The organism is Reyranella sp., assembly GCF_004297405.1.
Taxonomy (GTDB): domain Bacteria; phylum Pseudomonadota; class Alphaproteobacteria; order Reyranellales; family Reyranellaceae; genus Reyranella.
Genome location: NZ_SCVC01000011.1, coordinates 266,207 through 287,462 on the forward strand (window position 1 = coordinate 266,207; position 21,256 = coordinate 287,462).

A 21,256-nucleotide genomic window follows, 5' to 3' on the forward strand; every position below is an offset into this window, starting at 1 on the left:
GTAGCGCTTGCCAATACCTACCTCCATGGCAGACGATGCATGTCGTCTGCAAATAGGGAGGCGGGTAATGCGCAAGCGTGTACTTGGCTTAGCAGTAGCGTGCGTACTCGGCGTAGCATCAGGCGTCGTCGGGAGTGTTCAGGCGCAAACGACTCTGAGGGTGGTCAACCACTCCGATCTCAAGATCCTCGATCCGATCTGGACGACGGCCTACATCGTCCGCAACCACGGCTACATGATCTACGACACGCTGTTCGCGCTGGACGGCAATCTCGAGGTCAAGCCGCAGATGGTCGATACGTGGAAGGTGAGCGACGACAAGCTCACCTGGACCTTCGCCTTGCGCGACGGTCTCGAATTCCACGATGGCACGCCGGTCACGTCGGCTGACGTCATCCCCTCGCTCAAGCGTTGGGCGGTGCGTGATCCGCTGGGCCAGATGCTCTGGACCAAAGTGGTCGATGTCAAAGCGATCGACCCCAAGACCTTCCAGATCGTGCTGAAGGCACCGACCGGCATCATGCTGCAGGCACTGGGCAAGCCCTCGGGCAACCCTTTCATCATGCCGAAGAAGGTCGCCGAGACAGACCCCGGCAAGCAGATCGACGAGTACACCGGCTCTGGTCCTTTCATCTTCAAGAAGGAGGAATGGAAGCCCGGCGACAAGACGGTCTACGTCAAGAACCCCAAGTACAAGCCACGCGCCGAGCCGGCATCGGGGCTGGCCGGCGGCAAGATCGCCAAGGTCGATCGCGTCGAATGGGTCGCCATGCCGGACCAGCAGACCGTGGTGAACGCCCTGATCAGGGGCGAGATCGACATGATCGAAAGCCCGCAGCACGACCTGTTCAAGGTCATGGAGGCCGATCCCAACATCAAGCTGGAAAACCTGAACAAGTGGGGCAACCAGTACATCTTCCGCTTCAACCAGCTCTTCAAGCCGTTCGATAACGCCAAGATCCGGCAAGCTGTCATCACCGCCTTCAACCAGAAGGACTTCCTCGACGGCGTGATCGGTGATCCCAAGTACTACAAAGTCTGCAAGGCGATGTTCATGTGCGACACGCCCTATGCCACTACCAAGGGCATGGAAGCGATGTACGACAGCAACTTCGCCAAGGCGAAGGAGCTTCTGAAGGAAGGCGGCTATGACGGCACTCCCGTGGTTCTGATGCACTCCACCGACCTTTACGTGCTGACGAACCTTGCGCCGGTCGCCAAGTCGCTGATGGAACGGGCCGGTATCAAGGTCGATATGCAGTCGATGGATTGGCAGACCTTGGTCAGCCGCCGCGCCCGCAAGGACCCGCCGGACAAGGGCGGCTGGAATGCCTTCCTGACCTCGTCGGCCGCCGTCGACATCGTCGATCCGCTGGCCAACACCTACATCAACGCTGTGGGTGAGAATGCCTGGTTCGGCTGGCCGAAGGACGACGAGCTTCTACGGTTGCGCGCCGCCTTCGCCGACGAGACCGACCCGGCCAAGCAGAAGGAACTGGCCACCGCCATGCAGGTGCGCGTGTCGGAAAATCCGACGCACGGCTATGTCGGCCAATGGTACGCGCCGGTGGCATTGCGCAAGAACGTGACCGGCAATCTCATCTCGCCGGTCACGATTTTCTGGAACATCGAAAAGAAGTGACGGGGCCTATCGCGCCTTGAAGTTGAACTCCGCACCCGACCGGATGCCGGTCGGCCAGCGGGCGGTCACGGTCTTGAGCTTGGTGTAGAAGCGCACGCCTTCCATGCCGTAGATGCCGTGATCGCCGAACACCGAGGCCTTCCAGCCGCCGAAGCTGTGATAGGCCACGGGCACCGGGATCGGCACGTTGATGCCGACCATGCCTATCTTCACGTTGCTGGCGAAGGCGCGGGCGGCATCGCCGTCGCGGGTGAAGATCGCCGTGCCGTTGCCATAGGCGTGGTCGTTTACCAGCTTTACGGCATCGTCGAAGGTCTTGGAGCGCACGACCGAGAGCACGGGTCCGAAGATCTCGTCCTTGTAGATCGTCATGTCTGGCGTCACCTGGTCGAATAGGCAACCGCCCATGAAGTTGCCGTTCTCGTAGCCCTGCAGCTTCAGCCCGCGGCCATCGACCACCAGCTTGGCGCCTTCCTTCACGCCCTGGTCGACATAGCCCATCACCTTGTCGCGATGCTGGCGCGTCACGAGCGGACCCATCTCCGACTGCGGATCGAGGCCCGGTCCGACCTTGAGGGTCTGGACACGGGGCGCCAGCTTTTCGATCAGCCGGTCTCCGACATCGCCCACTGCGACAGCCACCGAGATCGCCATGCAGCGCTGGCCGGCGGCGCCATAGGCTGCTCCCATCAGGGCATCGGCCGTCTGGTCGAGGTCGGCATCGGGCATCACCACCATGTGGTTCTTGGCGCCGCACAGCGCTTGCACGCGCTTATTCTGCTGCGTGCCGGTGTGATAGACGTACTCGCCGATCGCAGTCGAGCCGACGAAGGAGATCGCCGGCACATCGGGATGCTTCAGCAGCGCATCGACCGCGACCTTGTCGCCATTCAGCACCTGGAAGATGCCGGCCGGCGCGCCCGCCTCGGCATAGAGCTCAGCCAGCAGCATGGGCGCGCTGGGGTCCTTCTCCGAGGGCTTCAGGATGAAGGCGTTGCCTGTGGCCACGGCCATGGCGCCCATCCAGCAGGGAATCATGATCGGGAAGTTGAACGGCGTGATGCCTGCCACCACGCCGAGCGGCTGGCGGATCGACCAGGTGTCCATGTCCGACGCGACCTGCTCGGAGAAATCACCACGCAGGTGATGGGCGATGCCGCAGGCGAATTCGACGACTTCGAGGCCGCGTCCGACTTCGCCCTTGGCGTCGTCGAAGGTTTTGCCGTGCTCGAGCGACAGGTGCCGCGCCAGATCGTCGAGGCGCTTTTCGATCAATCCCTTGAGGTTGAACATGACCCGTTGACGGCGCATCGGCGGGGTCGCAGCCCAGGCCAATTGCGCCTTCTTGGCGATCTGTACGGCGGCGTCAATCTCCTCGACCGAGGCGAAGGCTACCTTGGCGGTGATCTCGCCGGTCGCGGGGTTCGTGATATCGCCGGTGCGGCCGCTCTTCCCCGCCACCAGCTTGTTGTCGACATAGTGCCCAATGCTCGCGACCATCGTTTCCTCCGCTCAATCGCTGGCGTTTTAGCATGGAACCGACGCGAACGAGGATGAGCTATCCTAGGGATAGACCCTAGGCATGGACTGACTCATGGACTGCACAGGCCTCTCGTTCGGTCTGGATCGTCGCGTGCTCGATCTTGAACCGGTCATGGAGAATGGCCGCGACACTGCGCCGAACGGTTTCGGCTTCGGCGCCTTCGGCCAGCACGACATGCGCCGAGAGGCTGACATCGTTGCTGCTCATCGACCAGACGTGGAGGTCGTGCACGCTGGCAACACCCGGTGCGCCCGCCATGGCCGCCCTGATGTCAGCCAGCTTCAAATGCGCCGGCACGCCCTCGAGTAGGATCTGCGTCGTATCCTTCAGCAGGGTCCAGGTGCGCGGCAGCACCCAGAGGCCAATGGCGATGGCGACGATGGCGTCCACCCAGGTCCAACCCGTCGCCATGATGATCAGCGCCGCACCAACCACCCCGGCCGATCCCAGCATGTCGGCCCAGACTTCGAGATAGGCGCCTTTGACGTTGAGGCTCTGGTCTTTGCCCGCCGACAGGAGACGCATGGCGATGAGGTTGACGACCAGGCCCGCCACGGCAATGACCAGCATGCCGCCCGATTCGACGGGCTGCGCGACCATCAGGCGGCTGATGCCTTCCCAGAGTACGAAGGCCGCGACGGCGAACAGCAGCAGGGCGTTGAAGGCCGCTGCCAGGATCTCGAAGCGGCGGTAGCCGAAGGTCCGGCTCTCGTCGGCCGGTCGCTGTCCGATCTTCACGGCGGTCAGCGCGATCGCCAGTGCTGCGGCGTCGGTGAACATGTGTGCAGCATCGGAGAGCAACGCGAGGCTGTTGAACAGGTAGGCGCCGACCAACTCGACGATCAGGAAGGTGCCGGTGAGGGCGAGCGCTATGCCCAGCATCTTGCTGTTGGCGCCGGCCGCATGGTTGTGAGAATGGCCGCTATGGCTATGACCGGCATGATCGTGGCCTGCGGACATCCGACTCTCCTGGTGACGCGAGGTGACAGTTTGATGACAAGTGGACGCGCGCGCAATCATACACGGAGCGTCCAGTAAGCAGGGCGATAGTCTAGGCGCGGCCTCGTTCGATGGCTGCGCGCAAGGCGTCCAGGCCGACCTGCATCTCCTGGATGATCTCCTCGAGATCGACCGCATTGGCCGATTCGGCAGCGCGAGCGGCGCGATTGGCCCTGGTTTCGACATCCTTTGCGGCACTTCGGATGTAGAGGGGCAGGTCGGGCGCTTGCGCTAGCATCGACATCCGCTGGATCTGCAGCAACAGATCGCGATGGAATTCGAGCTTCATGGGCGCTTCGACGATCTGCCGGCCGGTCGCGTCCAGCCTGTCCACCAACTCTTGCAGCTCAAACAGCATCGGACCCTCGCGGCAATGCCACGAGACCATGTCCACCTTTCTCGCTGCAGTTTTATGACGCTCGCTGCGCTGCGCATATTTTTCGGTGACAGCGAAAGCAACGCGTGCAGTGCATACCGAGTATTGGCCGAGGCGAGTATTTCTCGCTCGCCTACTCTACAAATACGGGCAAGCTACCTAGAGCAGCCGTGCACGGGGAACACCGCCTTGGAGTACGACGACGAATTTCGGCGAACGACCCAGGACGCCTACGAACGCGAACTCGATCGTATGGAGCGCGCCGGTCGTCCTCTGACCAAACAGGAAGCGTCATTCCTCTATGCCGTGCACAGTGCGCTCCTGCTCGGTAACTACGGGTTGGCGGAGCGCATGCTCTCGACCTATCGCGGGAAACGGCCGAGACACTGGGTCTCCGATTGGCTGGCGCGGCCGGCGCCCGAAGATGTGACCGTGGCCGGGCTGCGCACCGTGCTGGCCGACATCAAGCTCAAGAAATAGCTGAAATCTCAAAGGCCCACGCCATCCCCTATGGCATGTTTCGACCTGCAGTTTACTCGTCCAGCGAGGGCTAGTACGGTCTGCCCCATCAGGGGAGTAACCGTTATGAAAGTATTCGCCAGCGCCGTTTCGGCGGCTTTTCTCGTTGTCGCCTCGTCTGCCGGGGCTCAGCAGCTCGCTCCCAGCCCGACGCTCGATGCGATCAAGGCGCGCGGCCATATCGAATGCGGCGTGCATCTCGGCCTGCCGGGCTTCTCCTTCGCCAACGACAAGGGCGAGTGGACAGGCCTCGACGTCGACTACTGCCGGTCGCTGGCCGCGGCCGTCCTGGGTGATGCGACCAAGGTCAAGTTCACGCCCACTTCCGTGCAACAACGCTGGGCTGTGTTGCAATCTGGCCAGGTCGACCTCCTGTCGCGCAACACGACGATCACCTTCTCGCGCAATGCCACGCTCGGGGTGAACTTCCAGGGCATCAACTTCTACGAGGGCCAGACCTTCGTGGTGCGGACCAAGGCCAAGGTCGCCGCGGTGAAGGATCTCGCCGATGCCACGATCTGCGTCGCCGCCGGTTCGACCGAGGAGAAGATGGCGGCCGACTGGTTCCGCGAGCGCAACCTCAAGGTCACGGTCATCAACTTCCAGAAGAACGACGACGCCATCTCGGCCTACGACCAGGGCCGCTGCGATGCCTACACGGCAGGCATCGGCGCGCTCGCCGGCCAGCGCATCAAGTTCAAGAACCCGGAAGAGCATCAGATCCTGTCCGAGATCATCTCCAACGATCCGCAGGGACCGGTGACGCGCTGGGGTGACGAGCGCTGGCAGCTCATCGTGCGCTGGGTGCTGAACGGCACCATCGCTGCCGAAGCCCTGGGCGTCACCTCAAAGAACGTCGACGAAATGAAGGCCAAGTCGACCAACTCGGAAGTCCGCCGTCTGCTGGGCGTCGAAGGCAAGTTCGGCGAGATGATGGGCATCTCCAACGACTGGATGTTCAACGCCATCAAGCAGGTCGGTAACTACGGCGAAAGCTACGAGCGCACGGTCGGCATGGGCTCGCCGCTCAAGCTGCCACGTGGCGCCAATCAGCTCTGGACCAAGGGTGGGCTTCTGTTCACACCGCCATTCCAGTGATCCGCTTCCTACGCGACCGCAAGGTACGCGACTACTTCTGGCAGGGCCTAGCGACGGTCGGGTTGCTGGCCGTCATCTGGTTCTTCGTGCAGAACGCCTCGGAGAACATGCTGAAAGCCGGCATGGCGACCGGCTTCCAGTTCCTGTGGCGTGATTCCGGCATCGAAGTGCCGTTCAACCTGACGGGCTACAAGCCGTCCGACACGATCCTGGCGCTGCTGTGGACCGGCATCGTCAACACCATCCTGGTGTCGGTGGTGTCGATCGCCGTGGCGACGGTGATCGGCTTCAGCGTCGGCCTGCTGCGCCTGTCGCGCAATTGGCTGCTGTCGAGCCTGGCCGGCTTCTACATCGAGTTCGTGCGCAACATCCCGCTGCTGTTCTTCGTGTTGTTCTGGTACTTCGGCGTTCTCGCTGCCCTGCCGACGCCGCGCGAGAGCCTGGGCCTTTTCGATGCCGTGTTCCTGAACCGGCGTGGCCTCTCCATTCCGACCCCCAACGATCTCGCAGGCTTCAGGATTGCGGTCGTCGTAACGCTTGTGCTGATCGCGGTTCAGTTCGGACTGTCGCGCTGGGCACGCGCCCGGCAGGCCCGTACCGGTCGGGATTTTCCGCTGTGGGCGGTGGGCTTCGTGTTATGCGGCGCCTTGCCATTGGCGGCCTTCGTGGCGGCCGGCTTCACCACGTCCTGGGATGTGCCGACCCTGCGTGGCTTCAACTATCGCGGCGGTTTCGTGCTGGTGCCGGAGTTCGTCGCATTGTTTGCGGCGCTCTCGACCTACACGGCAGGCTTCATCGCCGAGGTCGTGCGCGGCGGTATCCAGTCGGTGCGGCAGGGCCAGCTCGACGCCGGGCGGGCGCTCGGCCTCAGCCCCGGGCGCGTTGTGCGGCTGGTGGTGATCCCGCAAGCCATGCCGGTGATCATCCCGCCGATCACCAGCCAGTATCTCAACCTGATCAAGAATTCCTCGTTCGGCGCGGCCATTGCCTATCCCGACATCGTGTCGGTGTTCATGGGCTCGGCCCTTGTCGCCACCGGGCAGGCGGTCGAGATCATCGCCATTACGCTGGCGATCTACCTCGCGCTCAGCCTTTTCGTGTCGTTGTTTATGAATTGGTACAACGCGCGCCACAAGCTGGTGACGCGATGAGGCTCAACGACCTCCCGCGCATCCTCCCGCCCTGGGCCGAGACGCTTCGGCAACGACTGTTCGCCACGCCCCTCGACGCGCTGGCGACATTGGTTTGCCTCTACATCATCTGGCGCGTTTCCGTGCCGCTGATCGAATGGCTGCTGATCGACGCGACCTGGAACGGCACGACGCGCGAGGATTGCCGCAGTTCCGGCGCCTGCTGGGTCTTCATTCGCGCCCGCTTCGGCCAGTTCATGTACGGCCAGTATCCTCTAGCCGAACGCTGGCGGGTCGATCTGCTGGGCTTGTTGATTGTTGGCGCAGCCATAGCGCTCTCCTGGCGCGGCCTGCCACGGCGCAAGGAGGCATCGATCCTCGCCCTGATCGTGCTGCCACCGCTGGGGATCTGGCTGCTCTACGGCGGTTGGGGCCTCAAGCTGGTCGAGACACGCGAGTGGGGTGGCCTGATGCTGACCCTGTTCCTGGCGATCTATGCCGGCCTGATCGCGGTACCGCTCGGAATCCTGCTGGCACTGGGACGCCGCTCACGCCTGCCGCTGATCCGTTTCGCCTCGATCGTCTTCATCGAATTTTGGCGCGGCGTGCCGATCATCACCGTGATCTTCCTGGCTTCGCTGCTGTTGCCGCTGATCATGCCGACCGGCTTTAATGTCGACCGATTGGCTCGCGCCGTCATCGGGCTTGCCTTCGTCATTGCAGCCTACATGGCCGAAGCGGTGCGAGGCGGTCTGCAGGCGCTACCCGACGGGCAGGCCGAAGCGTCACAGGCGCTTGGTCTCGGCTACTGGCGGACCATGCGGCTGATCGTGCTGCCGCAGGCGCTGCGCATTTCCCTGCCAGCCATGACCAACGAGTTCATCGCGCTGTTCAAGAACACGACACTGGTCCTGATCGTCTCGATCTTCGACCTGCTGGGTATCGCCCAGGCGGCACTCGCCGATCCGGCCTGGGTCGGCATGAACATGGAGGCCTATGTTTTCGCGGGGGCGATCTACTGGTTCTCCTGCTTCGGCCTCTCGCAATGGAGCCGCCTCAAGGAGAAGCGCCTGCAGGCCGCTTATGGCCGCTAGGCGCTTCTATCCAGGGATCAGAACCCGGCCTTGTCGATCAGGAATGCCTTGAACGTGATGATGTCACTGGGCTTGCCGGTCCTGGTGCAATGATCGGCAAATTCCTTCGGGGTGATCGCGACCATCTTGATGGTGTGTCGCCGGGCGCGCCATTCCGCCATCCGCGCGGCCTCGCGCAGATGCCAATCGGAATAGCTCGAGGCCGGATAGTGTTTAACGGTGCGCTGAAACACTTCATGATCGTTCGCCGTGACCTTGGCGAAATACTGTATGGCCATGCCGGCGGGTCTCCCTAGGATTGCGGCCCGCGCGTTTGTACCCGTCAAAGAGATGATTTTCTATGCCCCTGCCGCTATGCGTCGCGTAATCGTTCTGACGATTTTTGCTGCCGTCCTGAGTCTTTGTCTCGCTGCAGTAGGAGTGGCAGAGGCCCAGACCGTCCAGGATATCGAACAGGCCTGGCGCGGCTGGATGACCAAGCAGCAGCGCTCGACAGGCGGATTGGTCGTGGTCCATGGAGGCCGGCCGGTGCATTCGGCCCAGATGGGCCGGCTGGCGGCCGGCGCGCCGGTGCCGCTGGCGAGCCTGTCCAAGGCGGTGACCGGTGTTTGTATCGCCTCTCTGATCGACCGCGGCCGGTTTAGTTTCGACACGCGCGTGGCTGAGGCGCTGGCCAAGACTCTGGTTCGCGTCGGACCGCCTGCCGATCCGCGCCTGCTGCAGGTGACGATCGGCGAACTGCTTGCCCACCGTGCGGGCTTCGACGGCAAGAACGACGCGACGTCGGGAGCGTTCGGCAACTACCTGCGGACTCATACCGCGCGGGAAACTGCATTCGATGCCCAACTGAAATGGGTGATTGCCCAGCGGCTGCCCCTGCAACCCGACACGAAATACGCCTACTCGAATGCAGCCTATCTGATGTTGGGCGCGATCATCGAGGAAGCGACGGGCCAGTCTTATGAAGCCTTCTGTCGGCAAACTGTGCTGGTGCCGTTGGGCGCGCGCGACGCGGAACTCGATCCGGCGTGGCGCATTCTCGCGAGCTATGGCGGCTGGCGCATGCCGTTGGCCGACTATGGCCGCTTCTATCAGGCCTTCGCTGTCGACAATCCCGCGATCGGCCCCGTGGCGCGGCGTTGGATGATGCAGCCGCCTTTCGCAGATAACGAACGTGCCGCCACGCATTACGGACTCGGCACCTTCGTTCGGCCGACCCGGCAGGGCGGTGGTAATTTCTGGCACTGGGGCCGCTGGACCTACACGACGAACAAGAGCTTCGACGGACCGTTGCGCATTTCCTATTCGACCTTCGCGGTCCGGATCGGCGCCCTCGACGTCAACATGGTGGTCTATCTCGAGCCCGGCCTTCAGGGCGGACCAGCGCATGGCGAACTCGACCGCCTCCTGGGCGACGCCGCACGCGCGGTCACGCGCTGGCCGTAGTCGTTAGGCTGCGAAGCGGCGCAGGACCTCGCCGGGACGTGCCTTGGGATCGGCACAGAAGCCCTTTTCGTCGGCGGCCTTGGTGCCGTTGATCCAGACACCATGCAAGCCCACGGCCGAGGCCGTGAGCCGCGCTGCGCCCGCCGGCAGGTCATGGGCGCGGCGCTTGGGGCCGCGCGCCACTGTGGTGGGATCGAACAGCATCAGGTCGGCGGCATAGCCTTCGCGCAGGAGGCCGCGGCCTTCGATGCCGAACAGCTTGGCAGGCTGGCCGGTGAGGCGGTGCACCGCCTGCGGCAGGTCGAGCACGCCAAGATCGCGGCTCCAATGGCCCATCAAGTGCAGGCCAAAACCGGCATCGCAGAAGAAGGTGAGATGCGCGCCCGCGTCACTCAGCGAGATATGCGTATTGGGATCGGCCAGGATCTTGCCGACGGCCGCATCGTCGTTGTGCAGGAGCTGCGCCACGAACATCGTGTCGAGTTTTTCCGACAGAGCGAAGTCCAGGATGAAGTCGAGCGGATCCTTGCCTGCCTGCTTTGCCAGCACGTCGAGGGTCGCGCCTTCGAGGGCGCGGTTCTCGGCTTTTGCCGTCTCGACAACGAAGAGCTTATTCCATTCGCTGTTGAACAGCAGCCGGCCGCGCTTGGCTTCCAGTTCGGCGCGCACCGAGGCACGCCACGCGGGATCGCGGTAGATCTTCTCGAGCTCAGCGGGATCGTGGGCGGCCATCGCAGGCTTCCATGCCTGCATGCTCTCGAACAGGTAGGGGCTTTTGAAGGTGAAATCCATGCTGAGCGGGCAGCAGGACGTCTGCGCCACCAGTGCATGTCCACGCGCGCGCGCTTCGTTCACCTGACGCAGCCAATCGAAGGAGGCCGTCGGATTGGTGTTGGAGTGGAAGAGGGCGGCGATCACGACCGGCCGCTTGGCCTCGGCGGCGATTTCTTCGAGATAGGGGATCGAGGTCTTGCTGCCCTTGGTCAGCATGTAGACGCCTTTGCCGCTTTCGCTCATGGCGCGGACCAAGGTGCGCAGCTCGCGATCGTCGGCCAGACGTGACGGCATGGGCGTTCCGCCCTCGCCGTTGTGGGCCTCGGCCGTGCTCGACGCGAAGCCGACCGCGCCGGCCTTCATGGCGTCGCGCACCAGGTCTGCCATCTGCGCGACCTCCGCTTCGGTCGAGGCACGTTCGGTCGCATCAGTGCCCATCACGAAGGTGCGGATGGCGGAGTGGCCGGCAAAGCAGGCGACATTGGGACCGACGCCGTTTTTCTCCAGCATGTCGAGATACTGCGGGAAGCTCTCGAACTCCCAGCGGATGCCGGCGCGCAAGGCATCGAGCGACATGCCCTCGACATGAGTCAGGTGACGCATGGTGAGGTCGCGGTCCTGTGGCTTGCAGGGCGCGATGGTGAAGCCACAGTTGCCGAGCACGGTCGTCGTGACGCCGAGCGCAGGAGAGGGATCGACGAACGGATCCCAGGTGATCTGCGCATCGTAATGCGTGTGACCGTCAATGATGCCTGGGGCGAGGGCGAGCCCGTCCGCTTTCACGCTCTCCTTGGCAGTGCCGAGCTTGGGGCCGATGGCGGCGATCTTGCCGTTGGTGACGCCGACGTCACCGTGAATCGGCTTGGTGCCGGAGCCGTCGAAGATTTCAGCGTCCCTGATGACAAGGTCGAACATCTTGGTTTCCTCCGACCGGAACCCTAGTCTGCTGGCAACAAAATGGAACGGGAGGTTTGCATGACAGGCATGAAGCGTCGTGGATTCGTCGCTGGGGCCACCGGTCTTGGCCTCGCAAGCGGGCTCGCTCCTGCAATCGTTCGTGCGCAGGATTTTCCGACGAAGCAGGTCCGGGCGGTGGTGCCCTATCCGGCCGGCGGCGGCACCGACCTCGTGGCGCGCCTGATCATCCCCCGGCTCGCCGACCGCTGGAAGCAGACTGTCATCATCGACAACAAGGGTGGTGCCAGCGGCATCCTGGGCAGCGAGATCGTCGCGAAGGCGGCGCCCGATGGCTACACGCTTCTGGTGACGACCAGCGCGCACACGATCAATCCCTACACGACAAAGACCCTGCCCTACGACACGGAGCGCGACTTCACGCCCGTGACGCCGTTGATCGAGGGCGCCATCGCTCTGGTCGGCTCGCCCAAGGCGGGCTTCGACACGATGGAAAAATTCCTGACGGCAGCCCGCGCCAACCCCGGCAAGTATCAGTTCGGCAGCACAGAGAACACGACACGCTTGATCGGCGAACTCTTCCGGCTCCGCAGCGGGCTCAAGATCGAGAATGTCGCCTACAAGGGCGCAGCGCCGATGATGCAGGAGCTTGCCGGTGGCCATATCCCGATCGGCTTCACCAGCCCGCTCACGGTGATGTCGCATCACCGCGCCGGTACGCTGCGCATGTTGGCGGTCACGACGGGCAAACGGCTGGCCGCATTGCCCGACATTCCGACCATGGCCGAGGCTGGTGTGGCGGGCGTCGAGCAAGGGGCGTGGTTCTCTCTGTTCGGCCCCGGCAACATGCCGCCGGCGCTTACTCGGAAACTGCGCGACGATGTGGTCGCCGTGCTGGCCGAACCGGAGACGCTCGCCAAGATCCGCGACCTCGCCAGCGAACCGGGTGGCGAGGCACCGGACGCTTTTGCCAGGCGCATCAAGAGGGAGCTGGTGACCTGGGGCGAGATCGCCAAGCAGGCGGGCATCGAGCCGGAGTGATCGTCAGCCGACGATCGTCTTGATCATGGATGGCGATCTTCCCGTCGCTTTATACTAGCGCCATGATTCGGGCCTTTGCGATTGCAGTTCTTCTGCTGTTCGGCAGCCAGGCCGTAGCGCAGAGCGTGAGTTTCCCGAGCGTGCCGGTCGGCACCAGCCAGGCCGGACCGGAAATGAGCGGCTGGGTTTCCAAGCCGCCGGGCGACGGGCCGTTTCCCGCGATCATCCTCGCGCATAGCTGTGCCGGCGTGGGACGGCATACCGACGCATGGGCAAAGCTGCTGGTGAACTGGGGTTATCTCGTGCTGGCGCCGGATTCGTTCAACCCGCGCGGCACCAAGGCTGTCTGCACGACACCCAATGTGGTGACGCCGAACATGCGCGTCGCCGATATCGCGGGCGCTCTCGACTATCTCGCGACGCGGCCCGATGTGGTGAAGGGCAAGGTCGGCATCATCGGCCACAGCCACGGCGGATCGACGGTGATCCGGTCCGCGCAGTCGAGCTTTGCGCTCGACAAGCGCGGGCTCGTGGCGGGCGTTGCCTACTATCCGGGTTGCAATCCGCAATTCGATACGGCCATCGACATCCCGGTCCTGCTGCTGGCCGGCGACAAGGACGACTGGACGTCTTCGGACCGTTGCCGAAAGCTAGTCGGCAGCCTCGCCCGCGGCGATCTCGTTGAGGCTATCTACTATCCCGAGGCCTATCACAGCTTCGATGTGAAGGCCGCGGATCGCACCGTACCGGGTGCCGCCGGCAAGCAGCACCGGCTGGTCTACGACACCGTGGCCGCGCCTGATGCCGAGGCGCGGACCAGGGCCTTCTTCGCGAAGTACCTGCGTTAGGCGTTGCCTGCCAGGCCCATCTGCCGGCAGAGCAGGACCAGGGTTTCGTAGATCACGTGAGCGCAGAGATGGGCGGCCATGCCGTTCACATCCTGCGGCGGGCTCACGGTGTTCACGTCGATCGCCACGATGTTGAGGTCGGTCAGGCAGCGCAGCAGGTCTATGCCTTCGCGCGCACTGAGACCGCCCCAGGACGGCGTGCAGACGCCCGGTGCGGTCGAAGGATCGAACACATCCATGTCGAAGCAGAGATAGACCGGCCGCTTGCCGACCTTGTCGCGAAACTCCGCCATGCGCTGGGCAAAGCCACCGCGGATCAGCTCGTCGATCGAGACGACCTTGTATCCGAGGCTCATGGCGCGCGGCACGACGCCCTGTGCGTAGGTCGTGCTGCGGATGCCGACATGCCAGGAGAATTCTGGATCGACGAGGCCTTCCTCGGCGACGTGCGTGAACTGGGTAGCGGAGTTGTACTTTTCCTCCGCGCCGTAAGGGTAGGAATCGGTGTGCGAGTCGATATGGAGCGCCGCCATCTTGCGGTACTTCTTGCCGACTGCGCGCGCGACCGGGACGGTGACCGAACCGTCGCCGCCGATGGTGATCGGCACGGCGCCGGCCTCGACGATGCGGTCGACGGCCTGTTCGGTACGCTCGAAGGCGTCGACAATCTTGCTGGGCGTGAGCTTCACGTTACCGCAATCGACCAGGCCCAGCGCAGTGACCGGATCGAAGTCGGCATTGGTCGGATTGAATCGGCGCATCAGCGCCGATTGCTGGCGCACCGAGTCGGGGCCGCCACGCGCGCCGATCCGCATGTTGGTGCCGCAGTCGAACGGAATGCCGAGAATCGCCGCCTTGTTGTTGGGGCCGGGCCGTCCATAGGGCGCGCCCATGAAGGTCATGGGCGAGGTGAAGAGATCGGCGTCAGAGAGGCGGTCCAGGGTGCGATCCATTTCAAGGCTCCGCAGAGAGGAAGTCGTAGGCGACAAGGGTGTGGATCTTGGCGACAGCCAGCAGCTCGTCGACCAGGACGTATTCATCGGGGCCGCCCATGTTGAAGGGCGTCAACCCCAGCACCACGGTCGGCACATCGAACATGCGGTACCAGCGCGAGTCCGAACCGCCGACGCGCATGTTGACGGCCGGCGTCTCGCCCAGCACTTCGGCGGCGACCTCGGCGGTACGGCGCACGATCTCGTGGTCCGGCGGGGTGAAGGAGGGCTCGAAGCGACGGATCGCCTTCCAGCTCACGCCCTCAAGCGGCGTCAGCCATTCGTCGAGCTGGCGCACCAGTACGTCCGTCGTGATGCCGACCGGTAGCCGGATATCGGCGCGGGCGATGGCATGCGTCGGGACCAGGTTGGGTGAGGTGCCGCCTTCGATGGTGCCGATGTTCACCGTGACATGCTGCAAGGTATGGGCCTCGCCCACCCCGGATAGTGGCTCGGAAATCGCCTTCGCCTTGGCGATGGCGCTTGTGACGGCGGGCGGGGACTGGAAGGGAACCTCTTCTAGATCCTTCAGCCGATCCAATGCGGTCCGCAGCCGGTCGACGGCGTTGACGCCCTTGTGCACATGCGCGCCATGCGCCGGCGAGCCTGTGGCTTCGATCTCGACCCACATCAGGCCTTTTTCACCGAAGCGCACGACCCTGGGCGATCCGACATCGCCGCAGATATTGGCGTCGCCAGCAGCGTGTGGGATGTGCTTCAGCATCCAGCCGGAGCCCAGCGAACCCATATTCTCTTCGTCGCCGGCCAGGGTGAGCACGATCTCGCCCGACCAGGCGTCGCGATTCTCGGCGAGCAGCAGCGCGGCAAGGAGAGAGCAGGCGATGCCGCCCTTCATGTCGCAGACGCCGCGGCCGTAGAGCTTGCCGTCCTTCAGCACGCCGCCCAGCGGCGGCACGGTCCAGGGCAGGTTCTCGAGAAGCGGGAACGTGTCGAGATGGCCGTTGAAGATCAGCCGCCGGCCGGGCTTGCCGCTCTTGATGCGGGCAACCAGGCTGACTACCCGTGGTTCGGGCTCGACCCTCTCTATCTCGATGCCGGGAATCTCGCGCAGCAGGGCTTCGGCGATGGCCGCAACATCGAATGTGTCGCTCGGCGGGTTGGGTGAGGCAACGCCCACGAGGCGTTGCGTGACGGCGACCAGCCGGTCGAGCGAACCCTCGACGCGGCGCGCCAGTTCAGTACGGACTTCGTTCGACATCAGCGTGCCTGCAGCCTGCGTTCCCAAAACCGGATGCCCATGGCGAGCGGCCAGCAGATGAAGAAATAGACCACGGCGATGAAGGTGAAGGTCTCGAGCGGCCGGAAGTTCGTTGCCGAAAGCTCCATGCCGCGTCGCGTGATCTCGCTCACCGAGATGACGGCGCCCAGCGACGAGAACTTGATGAGCTGTACGAAGTTCGACGCCAGCGGCGGCAGGGTCATACGGATCGCCTGTGGCAGCACGATGCGTCGGAACGACTGGATCGGGGTCAAGCCGAGCACTTGCGCGGCTTCACGATGGCCTTTGGGCACGCCCTGGATTCCGGAGCGATAGACCTCGGAGATAAAGGCCGCCTGGTAGAGGGCGAGGCCGATGATTAGGGCAACCAGCGCCTCGATGCGGATGCCGAACACGATCGGCAGCACGTAGTAGACCCAGAGCAACTGCACCAGGATCGGTGTGTTGCGTACGATCTCGCCGATCGACACGCCGATCCAACGCAGCACCCGGAAGCGCGACATGTCGAGGAGGGCGATGATCAGGCCACCGATCATCGCCAGCACCAGGGTGATGGCCGAGATGATCAGCGTCATCTCGAGGCCGCCCATCAGGAAGTCGAAACTTCCCCAGACCGTGTCCCAGCGGAATTGATATTTGAACATGTCGTCCTCTTGCCGGGAGCGCGCCACGAGCGTGACGCGCTCCCAACGATGAGCGGCTTACGGTGCCACGATCGGGTCGAGCTTGTGCTTCTTGGCGTACTTCAGCAGCCGTCCGTCGAGCTTGATGGTGTCGACGAACAGGTTGACGTAGTTCAGCCAGATCTGGTCGCCCTGTGGTACGACATAGGCATAGGGCGTGATGGCGAGCTTCTCGTTGGGCAGGATGTAAGTTGCCCAGTCGAACTCGTCGGTCACTTTGATGGCGGTCGGGAAGTCGGTGATGATCACATCGACCCGCTGCGCCACCAGCTCGGCCTCACGCGTGTTGGGCGGCGCCACCGAAACCATGTCGGCGTTCTTCAGGTAGCCCTTCATGAAGGGCTCCATGTAGCTGCCCATCGACACCGCGGCCTTGACGCCCTTCTTGTCGATGTCTTCCCACTTCTTGATCTTGCCGTCCTTGCGCGTGACCGCATAGAGGTTGGTCAGCAGATAAGGCTTGGAGAATTCGACGGCCTGTCCGCGCTTCATGGTGGCGCCGACGCCGAACATGCCGATCTCGCACTTGCCGGCCTGCAGGTCGGCGATGAACGATCCGAAGCTCGACTCGACGATCTCGAGCTTGGCGTCGAGCTCCTTGGCGAATTCCTTCGCAAGGTCGGCATCGATGCCCTCGATCTCGCCGGTCTTGGAATTACGGAACGAGATCGAATAGTAGAGCGGGAACTGGCAGACCCTGAGCTTCTTGCTCTTGGTCACCTCGTAGAGACGCGACTGCGTCTGTTGTGCTTCGGCTCCCGTGGCGCCGAACGTCGTGGCGAGCAGGCCGACGGCCCCTGCCAGAGCAAATGCTCCGAAGATCTTTGCAACACCCATGATCTGTCTCCCTCGTTAGCCTTCCCTGTTAAGCGTCGTTACTCGTCCTCGAACTGCTGCAGAAAGCGCTTGGCGCGTTCGGTCTTGGGCGCATCGAAGAAGGAGGCTCCCGGCGCTTCCTCGACGATCTCGCCGCGATCCATGAACACCGTGCGGGTGCCGACATGGCGCGCGAAGCCCATCTCGTGCGTGACCACGAGCATGGTCATGCCTTCCTGCGCGAGTTGGCGCATGACCAGCAGCACTTCGCGGCGAAGCTCGGGGTCCAGCGCGCTGGTTGCCTCATCGAACAGCAGAACCTTGGGCGACATGGCCAGTGCGCGGGCAATAGCGACGCGCTGTTGCTGGCCGCCCGACAGTCGCGCTGGATAGGCGTCGCGCTTGTCCGAGAGGTCGACCTTCTTCAGGAGGCCCTCGGCGATGGCAATTGCCTCGTCCTTGGGCATCTTCTTCACGAGCATCGGTGCTTCGATCAGGTTCTCGAGCACCGACATGTGCGGCCAGAGATTGAAGTGCTGGAACACCATGCCGATGTCGGAGCGCACGGCGCGTGCCGCACTTTTCACCTGACGGTCGGGATTGGCCGTCGCGATCGGCACACCCTGCATGACGATGCGGCCTTCGCTCGGGGCTTCCAGCAACGCAAAGCAGCGCAGCAAAGTGGTCTTGCCCGAGCCTGAAGGCCCGACGATGCAAACCACGTCGCGTTCCGTTACCGGCAGGGAGACGCGTGTCAGCACTTGATTAGCGCCGAACCGCTTCGTGACGCTATCGGCGAGAAGGATAGGAGTACCGCTCATGTCACTCCATAAGCAATTGCTATGCCTGTGTCGACAAGACTGCCGGATCGGCCGAAGATTTGCTAGTTGGAAGGTATTGGATTGCCAAAATCGCAATAACCGTTGTTTATAGGTAAATGGACGTCAAGCTCCTCGAGGCCTTTCGGGCCGTCGTTGACCATCGCTCGGTCACCGCTGCGGCGACCGCCATGGGCGTCACCCAACCCGCCGTCAGCACCCAGATCGCCCGGCTCGAGGAAGCGGTGGGTTTCCCGTTGTTCGAGCGCGCCGGCGGCCGGTTGAAGCCTACGCCCGAAGGCGTGCTGTTCTATGCCGAGGCGAGCCGTGTCCTGGGCGAGGTCGATCGCCTGCAGGCGGCGACGATGCAGATCCGCGAGGGGCAGTCGGGCCGCCTGGTGATCGCCAGCCATCCCTCGGCGGCGATCTCGCTCCTGCCGCCGCTGGTGGCCGCCTTTGTCGCCGAACGACCGGGCGTCGCGGTGCGGCTGATCTCGCGCCATTCCGATGTCGTGAGTCAGCTTCTGCCGACCGAGAGTTTCGACATCGGCATCGCCGAACTGCCGATCGACGAAACCCAGGTTGAGGTGCGGCGCTACGGTATGAGGTGCGTCGCCATCCTGCCGCCACGTCATGCACTGGCTTCGCGCCGCGTGCTGACGCCGCAGCTTCTTGCCGAGTATCCGATGGTGATGCCGGCGCGTTCGCATCAGGTGCCGAACCGGATCCGGGGCGTCTTCAGCGCCGCCGGTGTGCAGTTGAACGGTGTAGTCGAGGCGGAGTTCTTCGCCACGCTGTGCGGCCTGGTCGCGGCCGGCACGGGCTGGTCGATCGTCGATCCGCTGTCTGCCCAGAATTTTGCCCATCTCGGCCTGGTGGCCCGGCCGTTCGAGCCCGCCATCACCTACGAGATTGGCGCCTTCTGGCGTCGCGACCGTGAGCCCTCAGTGCTGGCAGCGGCGTTTCTCGAGATGCTCGACAACAAGTTGAATGGGTGAGTGCCGTCATGCGTTTGGATACCGATCTGGCCGGCCGTCTCGCAGTCGATGAGCTGCTCTGGAAGGATTTCAACGACATTTGCGATTGCGGCGGCAGGCTCTCCGGCACCGAGAGCGAGAAGCGCGCTTTTGCCTTGCTGCGCGAACGCGTGAAAGCCGCATCACCGGCCAATTCGGGACGTTCGATTCCCGTGCCGTACAATGGCTGGCGGTCGCAGTCGGCGACGCTCCGGCTGCAGGACGGCAGCTTTGCCGCGTGCCATCCACTGGTCCGCACGATCGCCACGGGCAAGAGCGGACTCACCGCCGAGGTGATCGACCTCGGTCGCGGCACGCCGGAAGAATTCGAGTCGCACAAGGCGGAGATCAACGGCCGCATCGTGCTGGTGCGCCATGAGCTGATGTTCGCTGCCGGCACCATCCATCGCCGCCGCAAGTACGATATGGCGCGTGCCAACGGCGCGTTAGGTTTCCTGATTGCGGGGCCGCTCGCCGGCCATGTCGTGGCGGGATCGTCGGGACGCGACTCGGGAGATGGCATCCCGGCGCTGGGCATCGCGCCGGAGACGGCGGCAAAACTCGCCCGCCGCGCAGCGGGATTCCCGACAGTCACGATGACGATCGAGACGGACGAGGGGCCAGCTGAGACGGAGACGCTGGTCTACGACTATCCCGGCCAGACCGACGAGTGGGTCGTGCTGTCCGCCCATGTCGACGGCCACGACCTTGCTGAGAGCGCGATGGACAACGGTACTGGCCTCGCCTCGGTGCTGGCGGTCACGCGTGCCCTGTCACCGCATGTGACTTCCTTCCGTCGCGGCCTACGCGTGATGTTCTTCAGTGTCGAGGAGTGGGCGCTGACCGGGTCGGCCCAATATGTGCAGGGATTGAGTGACGCCGAGCGCGCCAAGATCGCGCTCAACGTCAATCTCGACTCGGTGGCGGGCAGTCCTCATCTCGCGGCGCTCACCAGCGGCTTTGGCGGTGTCGAGCGGTTCCTCCTCGGGGTCGCCGAAGTCAATGGCCAGAACCTGCGCACCGTGCGGCCGCTGATGACAAATTCGGACCATGCCAACTTCGCGGCCGGCGGCATTCCCGCAATCCGTCTCGTCGCGGGCTTCGACGATCCGGCGGCCCATCTGCGGGTCGTGCTGACGCCCGCAGACACGCGCGACAAGGTGGCCCAAAGCGAGCTTCGGCAGGCGACCTTGCTGACAGCCGCATTGGTTGCCGCCGCCTGCAATGCCGATCCGGCAGAAGCCGCGAAATGGCGGATCAGGCCTTAGCTTCCTGCAACGTCAGATTTGACTCTTGAAGCGCTCGATCAGCCATTGCGCGGCGGGGCCGGGCGGCGTGTCGGTGCGATATAGCGCTTTCAACGGATAGATACCTTCAGACCACTCGGGTAGATCGAGTTTGACCAGCCGGCCGGCGTCGAGGTCGCCTTGCACCATCGCCGCCGGCATGTTGCCCCAGCCGACGCCAGCCAACAGCAAGGCATGCTTGGCGCCGAGATCGGCGAGGCGCCAGCTCTTCATGCTGATGACGCCGAAATCCTGTCCTTCGGTCAGCTTCGATCGGTCGGTCAGCACGAGCTGGATGTGGTTGCGTGCCGCGCCGGGTGTTTGGGCACCGAGGCGCGCCAGCGGATGAAACGGCGCCGCGACGGGGACGAGCTCCACGCCGCCGATGGCGATGCGTTCGAGGCCAATCGTATCGACATGCAGCGGACCGCTGATGCCGACAACGGCCGTGCGCTCGGAGACGAGCTGTGTGACGGCACCCAGGGTCTCGACGTGAAGGCGCAGCGGGACGGTCGGGAACGTCGCCTGAAACGCCTGCAGGGCATCGACCAGGCGACTCGTCGGTAGCATGACATCGACCGCGACCGAGACTTCGGCCTCCAGGCCTTCGAGCAGGCCCTTCACCTTGGCGCGCAGCATATCGACGCTATGGGTCACGGTTCGCGCCTCCGCGACGATCGCGCGGCCGGCCTGCGTCAGCTCCGGTTTGCGCGTCGCCACGCGGTCGAACAGCGGCAGCCCGAGCTGGGCTTCGAGATTATCGATCGCGTAGGTGATGGCCGACGTCGCGCGGTTCAGTCGCCGGGCCGCCGCGGCGAAGCTCCCAGCATCGACCACGGTGAGCAGAACCTGGAGCTGCCCGAGGGAAGGAAAGCCGGGTTCAGACATTTCTAAAATAATGAAAAGATCATTAAGTATTATACAGATTTTCAGTCCAGAAGGGAACCCCTACATACGCCCTCGACAGGAGGAGGGCGTCT

At 63.8% G+C, this 21,256-nt stretch carries 21 protein-coding genes; 10 read left to right on the forward strand and 11 right to left on the reverse strand.

What is annotated here, in order from left to right; all coding sequences use genetic code 11:
• Positions 1–160: 160 nt before the first annotated feature.
• Positions 161–1,642 (forward strand): ABC transporter substrate-binding protein, encoded by a 1,482-nt coding sequence (locus EPO50_RS09155; RefSeq protein WP_296343153.1) that lies wholly within the window; start codon positions 161–163, stop codon positions 1,640–1,642.
• A 6-nt stretch (positions 1,643–1,648) separates the two neighbouring features.
• On the opposite strand, the gene EPO50_RS09160 is transcribed toward EPO50_RS09155, so the two are convergent.
• The 3 genes from EPO50_RS09160 to EPO50_RS09170 form a co-directional block, all read right to left on the reverse strand.
• On the reverse strand, positions 1,649–3,142 hold the full coding sequence (locus EPO50_RS09160; protein WP_296343154.1) for a CoA-acylating methylmalonate-semialdehyde dehydrogenase: 1,494 nt from the start codon (positions 3,140–3,142) through the stop codon (positions 1,649–1,651).
• 76 nt (positions 3,143–3,218) lie between these two features.
• Entirely contained in the window at positions 3,219–4,067 is an 849-nt protein-coding gene (locus EPO50_RS09165) for a cation diffusion facilitator family transporter (RefSeq protein WP_296343404.1), read from the reverse strand.
• A 169-nt stretch (positions 4,068–4,236) separates the two neighbouring features.
• On the reverse strand, positions 4,237–4,542 hold the full coding sequence (locus EPO50_RS09170) for a hypothetical protein (RefSeq protein ID WP_296343156.1): 306 nt from the start codon (positions 4,540–4,542) through the stop codon (positions 4,237–4,239).
• A 207-nt stretch (positions 4,543–4,749) separates the two neighbouring features.
• Between EPO50_RS09170 and EPO50_RS09175 the strand changes: the two genes are divergently transcribed.
• The 4 genes from EPO50_RS09175 to EPO50_RS09190 all read left to right on the forward strand — a co-directional run bounded on the left by EPO50_RS09175 (position 4,750) and on the right by EPO50_RS09190 (position 8,401).
• Complete coding sequence (locus EPO50_RS09175) at positions 4,750–5,040, forward strand: hypothetical protein (RefSeq protein WP_296343158.1); 291 nt, start codon at positions 4,750–4,752, stop codon at positions 5,038–5,040.
• A gap of 105 nt (positions 5,041–5,145) precedes the next feature.
• Complete coding sequence (locus EPO50_RS09180; RefSeq protein ID WP_296343160.1) at positions 5,146–6,177, forward strand: amino acid ABC transporter substrate-binding protein; 1,032 nt, start codon at positions 5,146–5,148, stop codon at positions 6,175–6,177.
• Positions 6,174–7,328, forward strand: a complete 1,155-nt coding sequence (locus EPO50_RS09185) for an ABC transporter permease subunit (protein ID WP_296343161.1) — start codon at positions 6,174–6,176, stop codon at positions 7,326–7,328. The genes EPO50_RS09180 and EPO50_RS09185 overlap by 4 nt, the downstream gene beginning before the upstream one ends.
• The gene (locus tag EPO50_RS09190; RefSeq protein ID WP_296343163.1) at positions 7,325–8,401 is read left to right on the forward strand and encodes an amino acid ABC transporter permease; all 1,077 of its coding nucleotides are present in this window, start codon (positions 7,325–7,327) and stop codon (positions 8,399–8,401) included. Before EPO50_RS09185 ends, EPO50_RS09190 begins: the two co-directional genes overlap by 4 nt.
• A gap of 17 nt (positions 8,402–8,418) precedes the next feature.
• On the opposite strand, the gene EPO50_RS09195 is transcribed toward EPO50_RS09190, so the two are convergent.
• Positions 8,419–8,679, reverse strand: coding sequence for a hypothetical protein (locus tag EPO50_RS09195; protein ID WP_296343164.1), 261 nt, complete (start codon positions 8,677–8,679; stop codon positions 8,419–8,421).
• Between the two features lie 76 nt (positions 8,680–8,755).
• On the opposite strand from EPO50_RS09195, the gene EPO50_RS09200 reads away from it, so the two are divergent.
• A complete protein-coding gene (locus EPO50_RS09200; protein ID WP_296343166.1) occupies positions 8,756–9,847 on the forward strand; it encodes a serine hydrolase in 1,092 nt (363 codons plus the stop codon).
• Between the two features lie 3 nt (positions 9,848–9,850).
• Here EPO50_RS09200 and EPO50_RS09205 read toward each other — a convergent pair whose 3' ends face one another.
• A complete protein-coding gene (locus EPO50_RS09205) occupies positions 9,851–11,536 on the reverse strand; it encodes an amidohydrolase family protein (protein WP_296343168.1) in 1,686 nt (561 codons plus the stop codon).
• Positions 11,537–11,596: 60 nt separating this feature from the next.
• Here EPO50_RS09205 and EPO50_RS09210 point away from each other — a divergent pair, with 60 nt between their 5' ends.
• Positions 11,597–12,577: a tripartite tricarboxylate transporter substrate binding protein gene (locus tag EPO50_RS09210; protein WP_296343170.1), complete on the forward strand. Its 981-nt coding sequence runs from the start codon at positions 11,597–11,599 to the stop codon at positions 12,575–12,577.
• 62 nt (positions 12,578–12,639) lie between these two features.
• Positions 12,640–13,425, forward strand: coding sequence for a dienelactone hydrolase family protein (locus tag EPO50_RS09215; protein WP_296343172.1), 786 nt, complete (start codon positions 12,640–12,642; stop codon positions 13,423–13,425).
• Here the strand turns inward: EPO50_RS09215 and EPO50_RS09220 are convergent.
• Genes EPO50_RS09220 through EPO50_RS09240 form a run of 5 tightly spaced genes read right to left on the reverse strand, consistent with a single transcriptional unit; the run spans position 13,422 to position 17,977 of the window.
• Entirely contained in the window at positions 13,422–14,378 is a 957-nt protein-coding gene (locus EPO50_RS09220; protein ID WP_296343174.1) for an arginase family protein, read from the reverse strand. The two genes, EPO50_RS09215 and EPO50_RS09220, sit on opposite strands and share 4 nt — an antisense overlap.
• Position 14,379: 1 nt before the next feature.
• Complete coding sequence (locus EPO50_RS09225) at positions 14,380–15,636, reverse strand: M20/M25/M40 family metallo-hydrolase (protein WP_296343176.1); 1,257 nt, start codon at positions 15,634–15,636, stop codon at positions 14,380–14,382.
• Positions 15,636–16,301 carry an amino acid ABC transporter permease gene (locus EPO50_RS09230; RefSeq protein WP_296343178.1) on the reverse strand — a complete coding sequence of 222 codons (666 nt, stop codon included), beginning with the start codon at positions 16,299–16,301 and terminating at the stop codon, positions 15,636–15,638. The genes EPO50_RS09225 and EPO50_RS09230 overlap by 1 nt, the downstream gene beginning before the upstream one ends.
• 57 nt (positions 16,302–16,358) lie before the next feature.
• Positions 16,359–17,177 carry an ABC transporter substrate-binding protein gene (locus EPO50_RS09235; RefSeq protein ID WP_296343180.1) on the reverse strand — a complete coding sequence of 273 codons (819 nt, stop codon included), beginning with the start codon at positions 17,175–17,177 and terminating at the stop codon, positions 16,359–16,361.
• Positions 17,178–17,215: 38 nt separating this feature from the next.
• Positions 17,216–17,977: an amino acid ABC transporter ATP-binding protein gene (locus EPO50_RS09240; protein ID WP_296343182.1), complete on the reverse strand. Its 762-nt coding sequence runs from the start codon at positions 17,975–17,977 to the stop codon at positions 17,216–17,218.
• Between the two features lie 116 nt (positions 17,978–18,093).
• Here EPO50_RS09240 and EPO50_RS09245 point away from each other — a divergent pair, with 116 nt between their 5' ends.
• Together EPO50_RS09245 and EPO50_RS09250 are read left to right on the forward strand one after the other, a co-directional pair.
• A complete protein-coding gene (locus EPO50_RS09245; RefSeq protein WP_296343183.1) occupies positions 18,094–18,972 on the forward strand; it encodes a LysR substrate-binding domain-containing protein in 879 nt (292 codons plus the stop codon).
• Between the two features lie 8 nt (positions 18,973–18,980).
• Complete coding sequence (locus EPO50_RS09250; RefSeq protein WP_296343185.1) at positions 18,981–20,258, forward strand: M28 family peptidase; 1,278 nt, start codon at positions 18,981–18,983, stop codon at positions 20,256–20,258.
• A 12-nt stretch (positions 20,259–20,270) separates the two neighbouring features.
• Here EPO50_RS09250 and EPO50_RS09255 read toward each other — a convergent pair whose 3' ends face one another.
• Complete coding sequence (locus EPO50_RS09255) at positions 20,271–21,164, reverse strand: LysR family transcriptional regulator (RefSeq protein ID WP_296343188.1); 894 nt, start codon at positions 21,162–21,164, stop codon at positions 20,271–20,273.
• Positions 21,165–21,256: the final 92 nt, after the last annotated feature.

Excerpts from the sequence above, each read along its gene's own strand:
- EPO50_RS09160 (WP_296343154.1), bottom strand. The coding sequence starts at position 3,142 with ATGGTCGCGAGCATTGGGCACTATGTCGACAACAAGCTGGTGGCGGGG.
- EPO50_RS09165 (WP_296343404.1), bottom strand. The coding sequence starts at position 4,067 with ATGCTGGGCATAGCGCTCGCCCTCACCGGCACCTTCCTGATCGTCGAG.
- EPO50_RS09170 (WP_296343156.1), bottom strand. The coding sequence starts at position 4,542 with ATGCTGTTTGAGCTGCAAGAGTTGGTGGACAGGCTGGACGCGACCGGC.
- EPO50_RS09180 (WP_296343160.1), top strand. The coding sequence starts at position 5,146 with ATGAAAGTATTCGCCAGCGCCGTTTCGGCGGCTTTTCTCGTTGTCGCC.
- EPO50_RS09190 (WP_296343163.1), top strand. The coding sequence starts at position 7,325 with ATGAGGCTCAACGACCTCCCGCGCATCCTCCCGCCCTGGGCCGAGACG.
- EPO50_RS09195 (WP_296343164.1), bottom strand. The coding sequence starts at position 8,679 with ATGGCCATACAGTATTTCGCCAAGGTCACGGCGAACGATCATGAAGTG.
- EPO50_RS09200 (WP_296343166.1), top strand. The coding sequence starts at position 8,756 with ATGCGTCGCGTAATCGTTCTGACGATTTTTGCTGCCGTCCTGAGTCTT.
- EPO50_RS09205 (WP_296343168.1), bottom strand. The coding sequence starts at position 11,536 with ATGTTCGACCTTGTCATCAGGGACGCTGAAATCTTCGACGGCTCCGGC.
- EPO50_RS09210 (WP_296343170.1), top strand. The coding sequence starts at position 11,597 with ATGACAGGCATGAAGCGTCGTGGATTCGTCGCTGGGGCCACCGGTCTT.
- EPO50_RS09215 (WP_296343172.1), top strand. The coding sequence starts at position 12,640 with ATGATTCGGGCCTTTGCGATTGCAGTTCTTCTGCTGTTCGGCAGCCAG.
- EPO50_RS09220 (WP_296343174.1), bottom strand. The coding sequence starts at position 14,378 with ATGGATCGCACCCTGGACCGCCTCTCTGACGCCGATCTCTTCACCTCG.
- EPO50_RS09225 (WP_296343176.1), bottom strand. The coding sequence starts at position 15,636 with ATGTCGAACGAAGTCCGTACTGAACTGGCGCGCCGCGTCGAGGGTTCG.
- EPO50_RS09230 (WP_296343178.1), bottom strand. The coding sequence starts at position 16,301 with ATGTTCAAATATCAATTCCGCTGGGACACGGTCTGGGGAAGTTTCGAC.
- EPO50_RS09235 (WP_296343180.1), bottom strand. The coding sequence starts at position 17,177 with ATGGGTGTTGCAAAGATCTTCGGAGCATTTGCTCTGGCAGGGGCCGTC.
- EPO50_RS09240 (WP_296343182.1), bottom strand. The coding sequence starts at position 17,977 with ATGAGCGGTACTCCTATCCTTCTCGCCGATAGCGTCACGAAGCGGTTC.
- EPO50_RS09245 (WP_296343183.1), top strand. The coding sequence starts at position 18,094 with ATGGACGTCAAGCTCCTCGAGGCCTTTCGGGCCGTCGTTGACCATCGC.
- EPO50_RS09250 (WP_296343185.1), top strand. The coding sequence starts at position 18,981 with ATGCGTTTGGATACCGATCTGGCCGGCCGTCTCGCAGTCGATGAGCTG.
- EPO50_RS09255 (WP_296343188.1), bottom strand. The coding sequence starts at position 21,164 with ATGTCTGAACCCGGCTTTCCTTCCCTCGGGCAGCTCCAGGTTCTGCTC.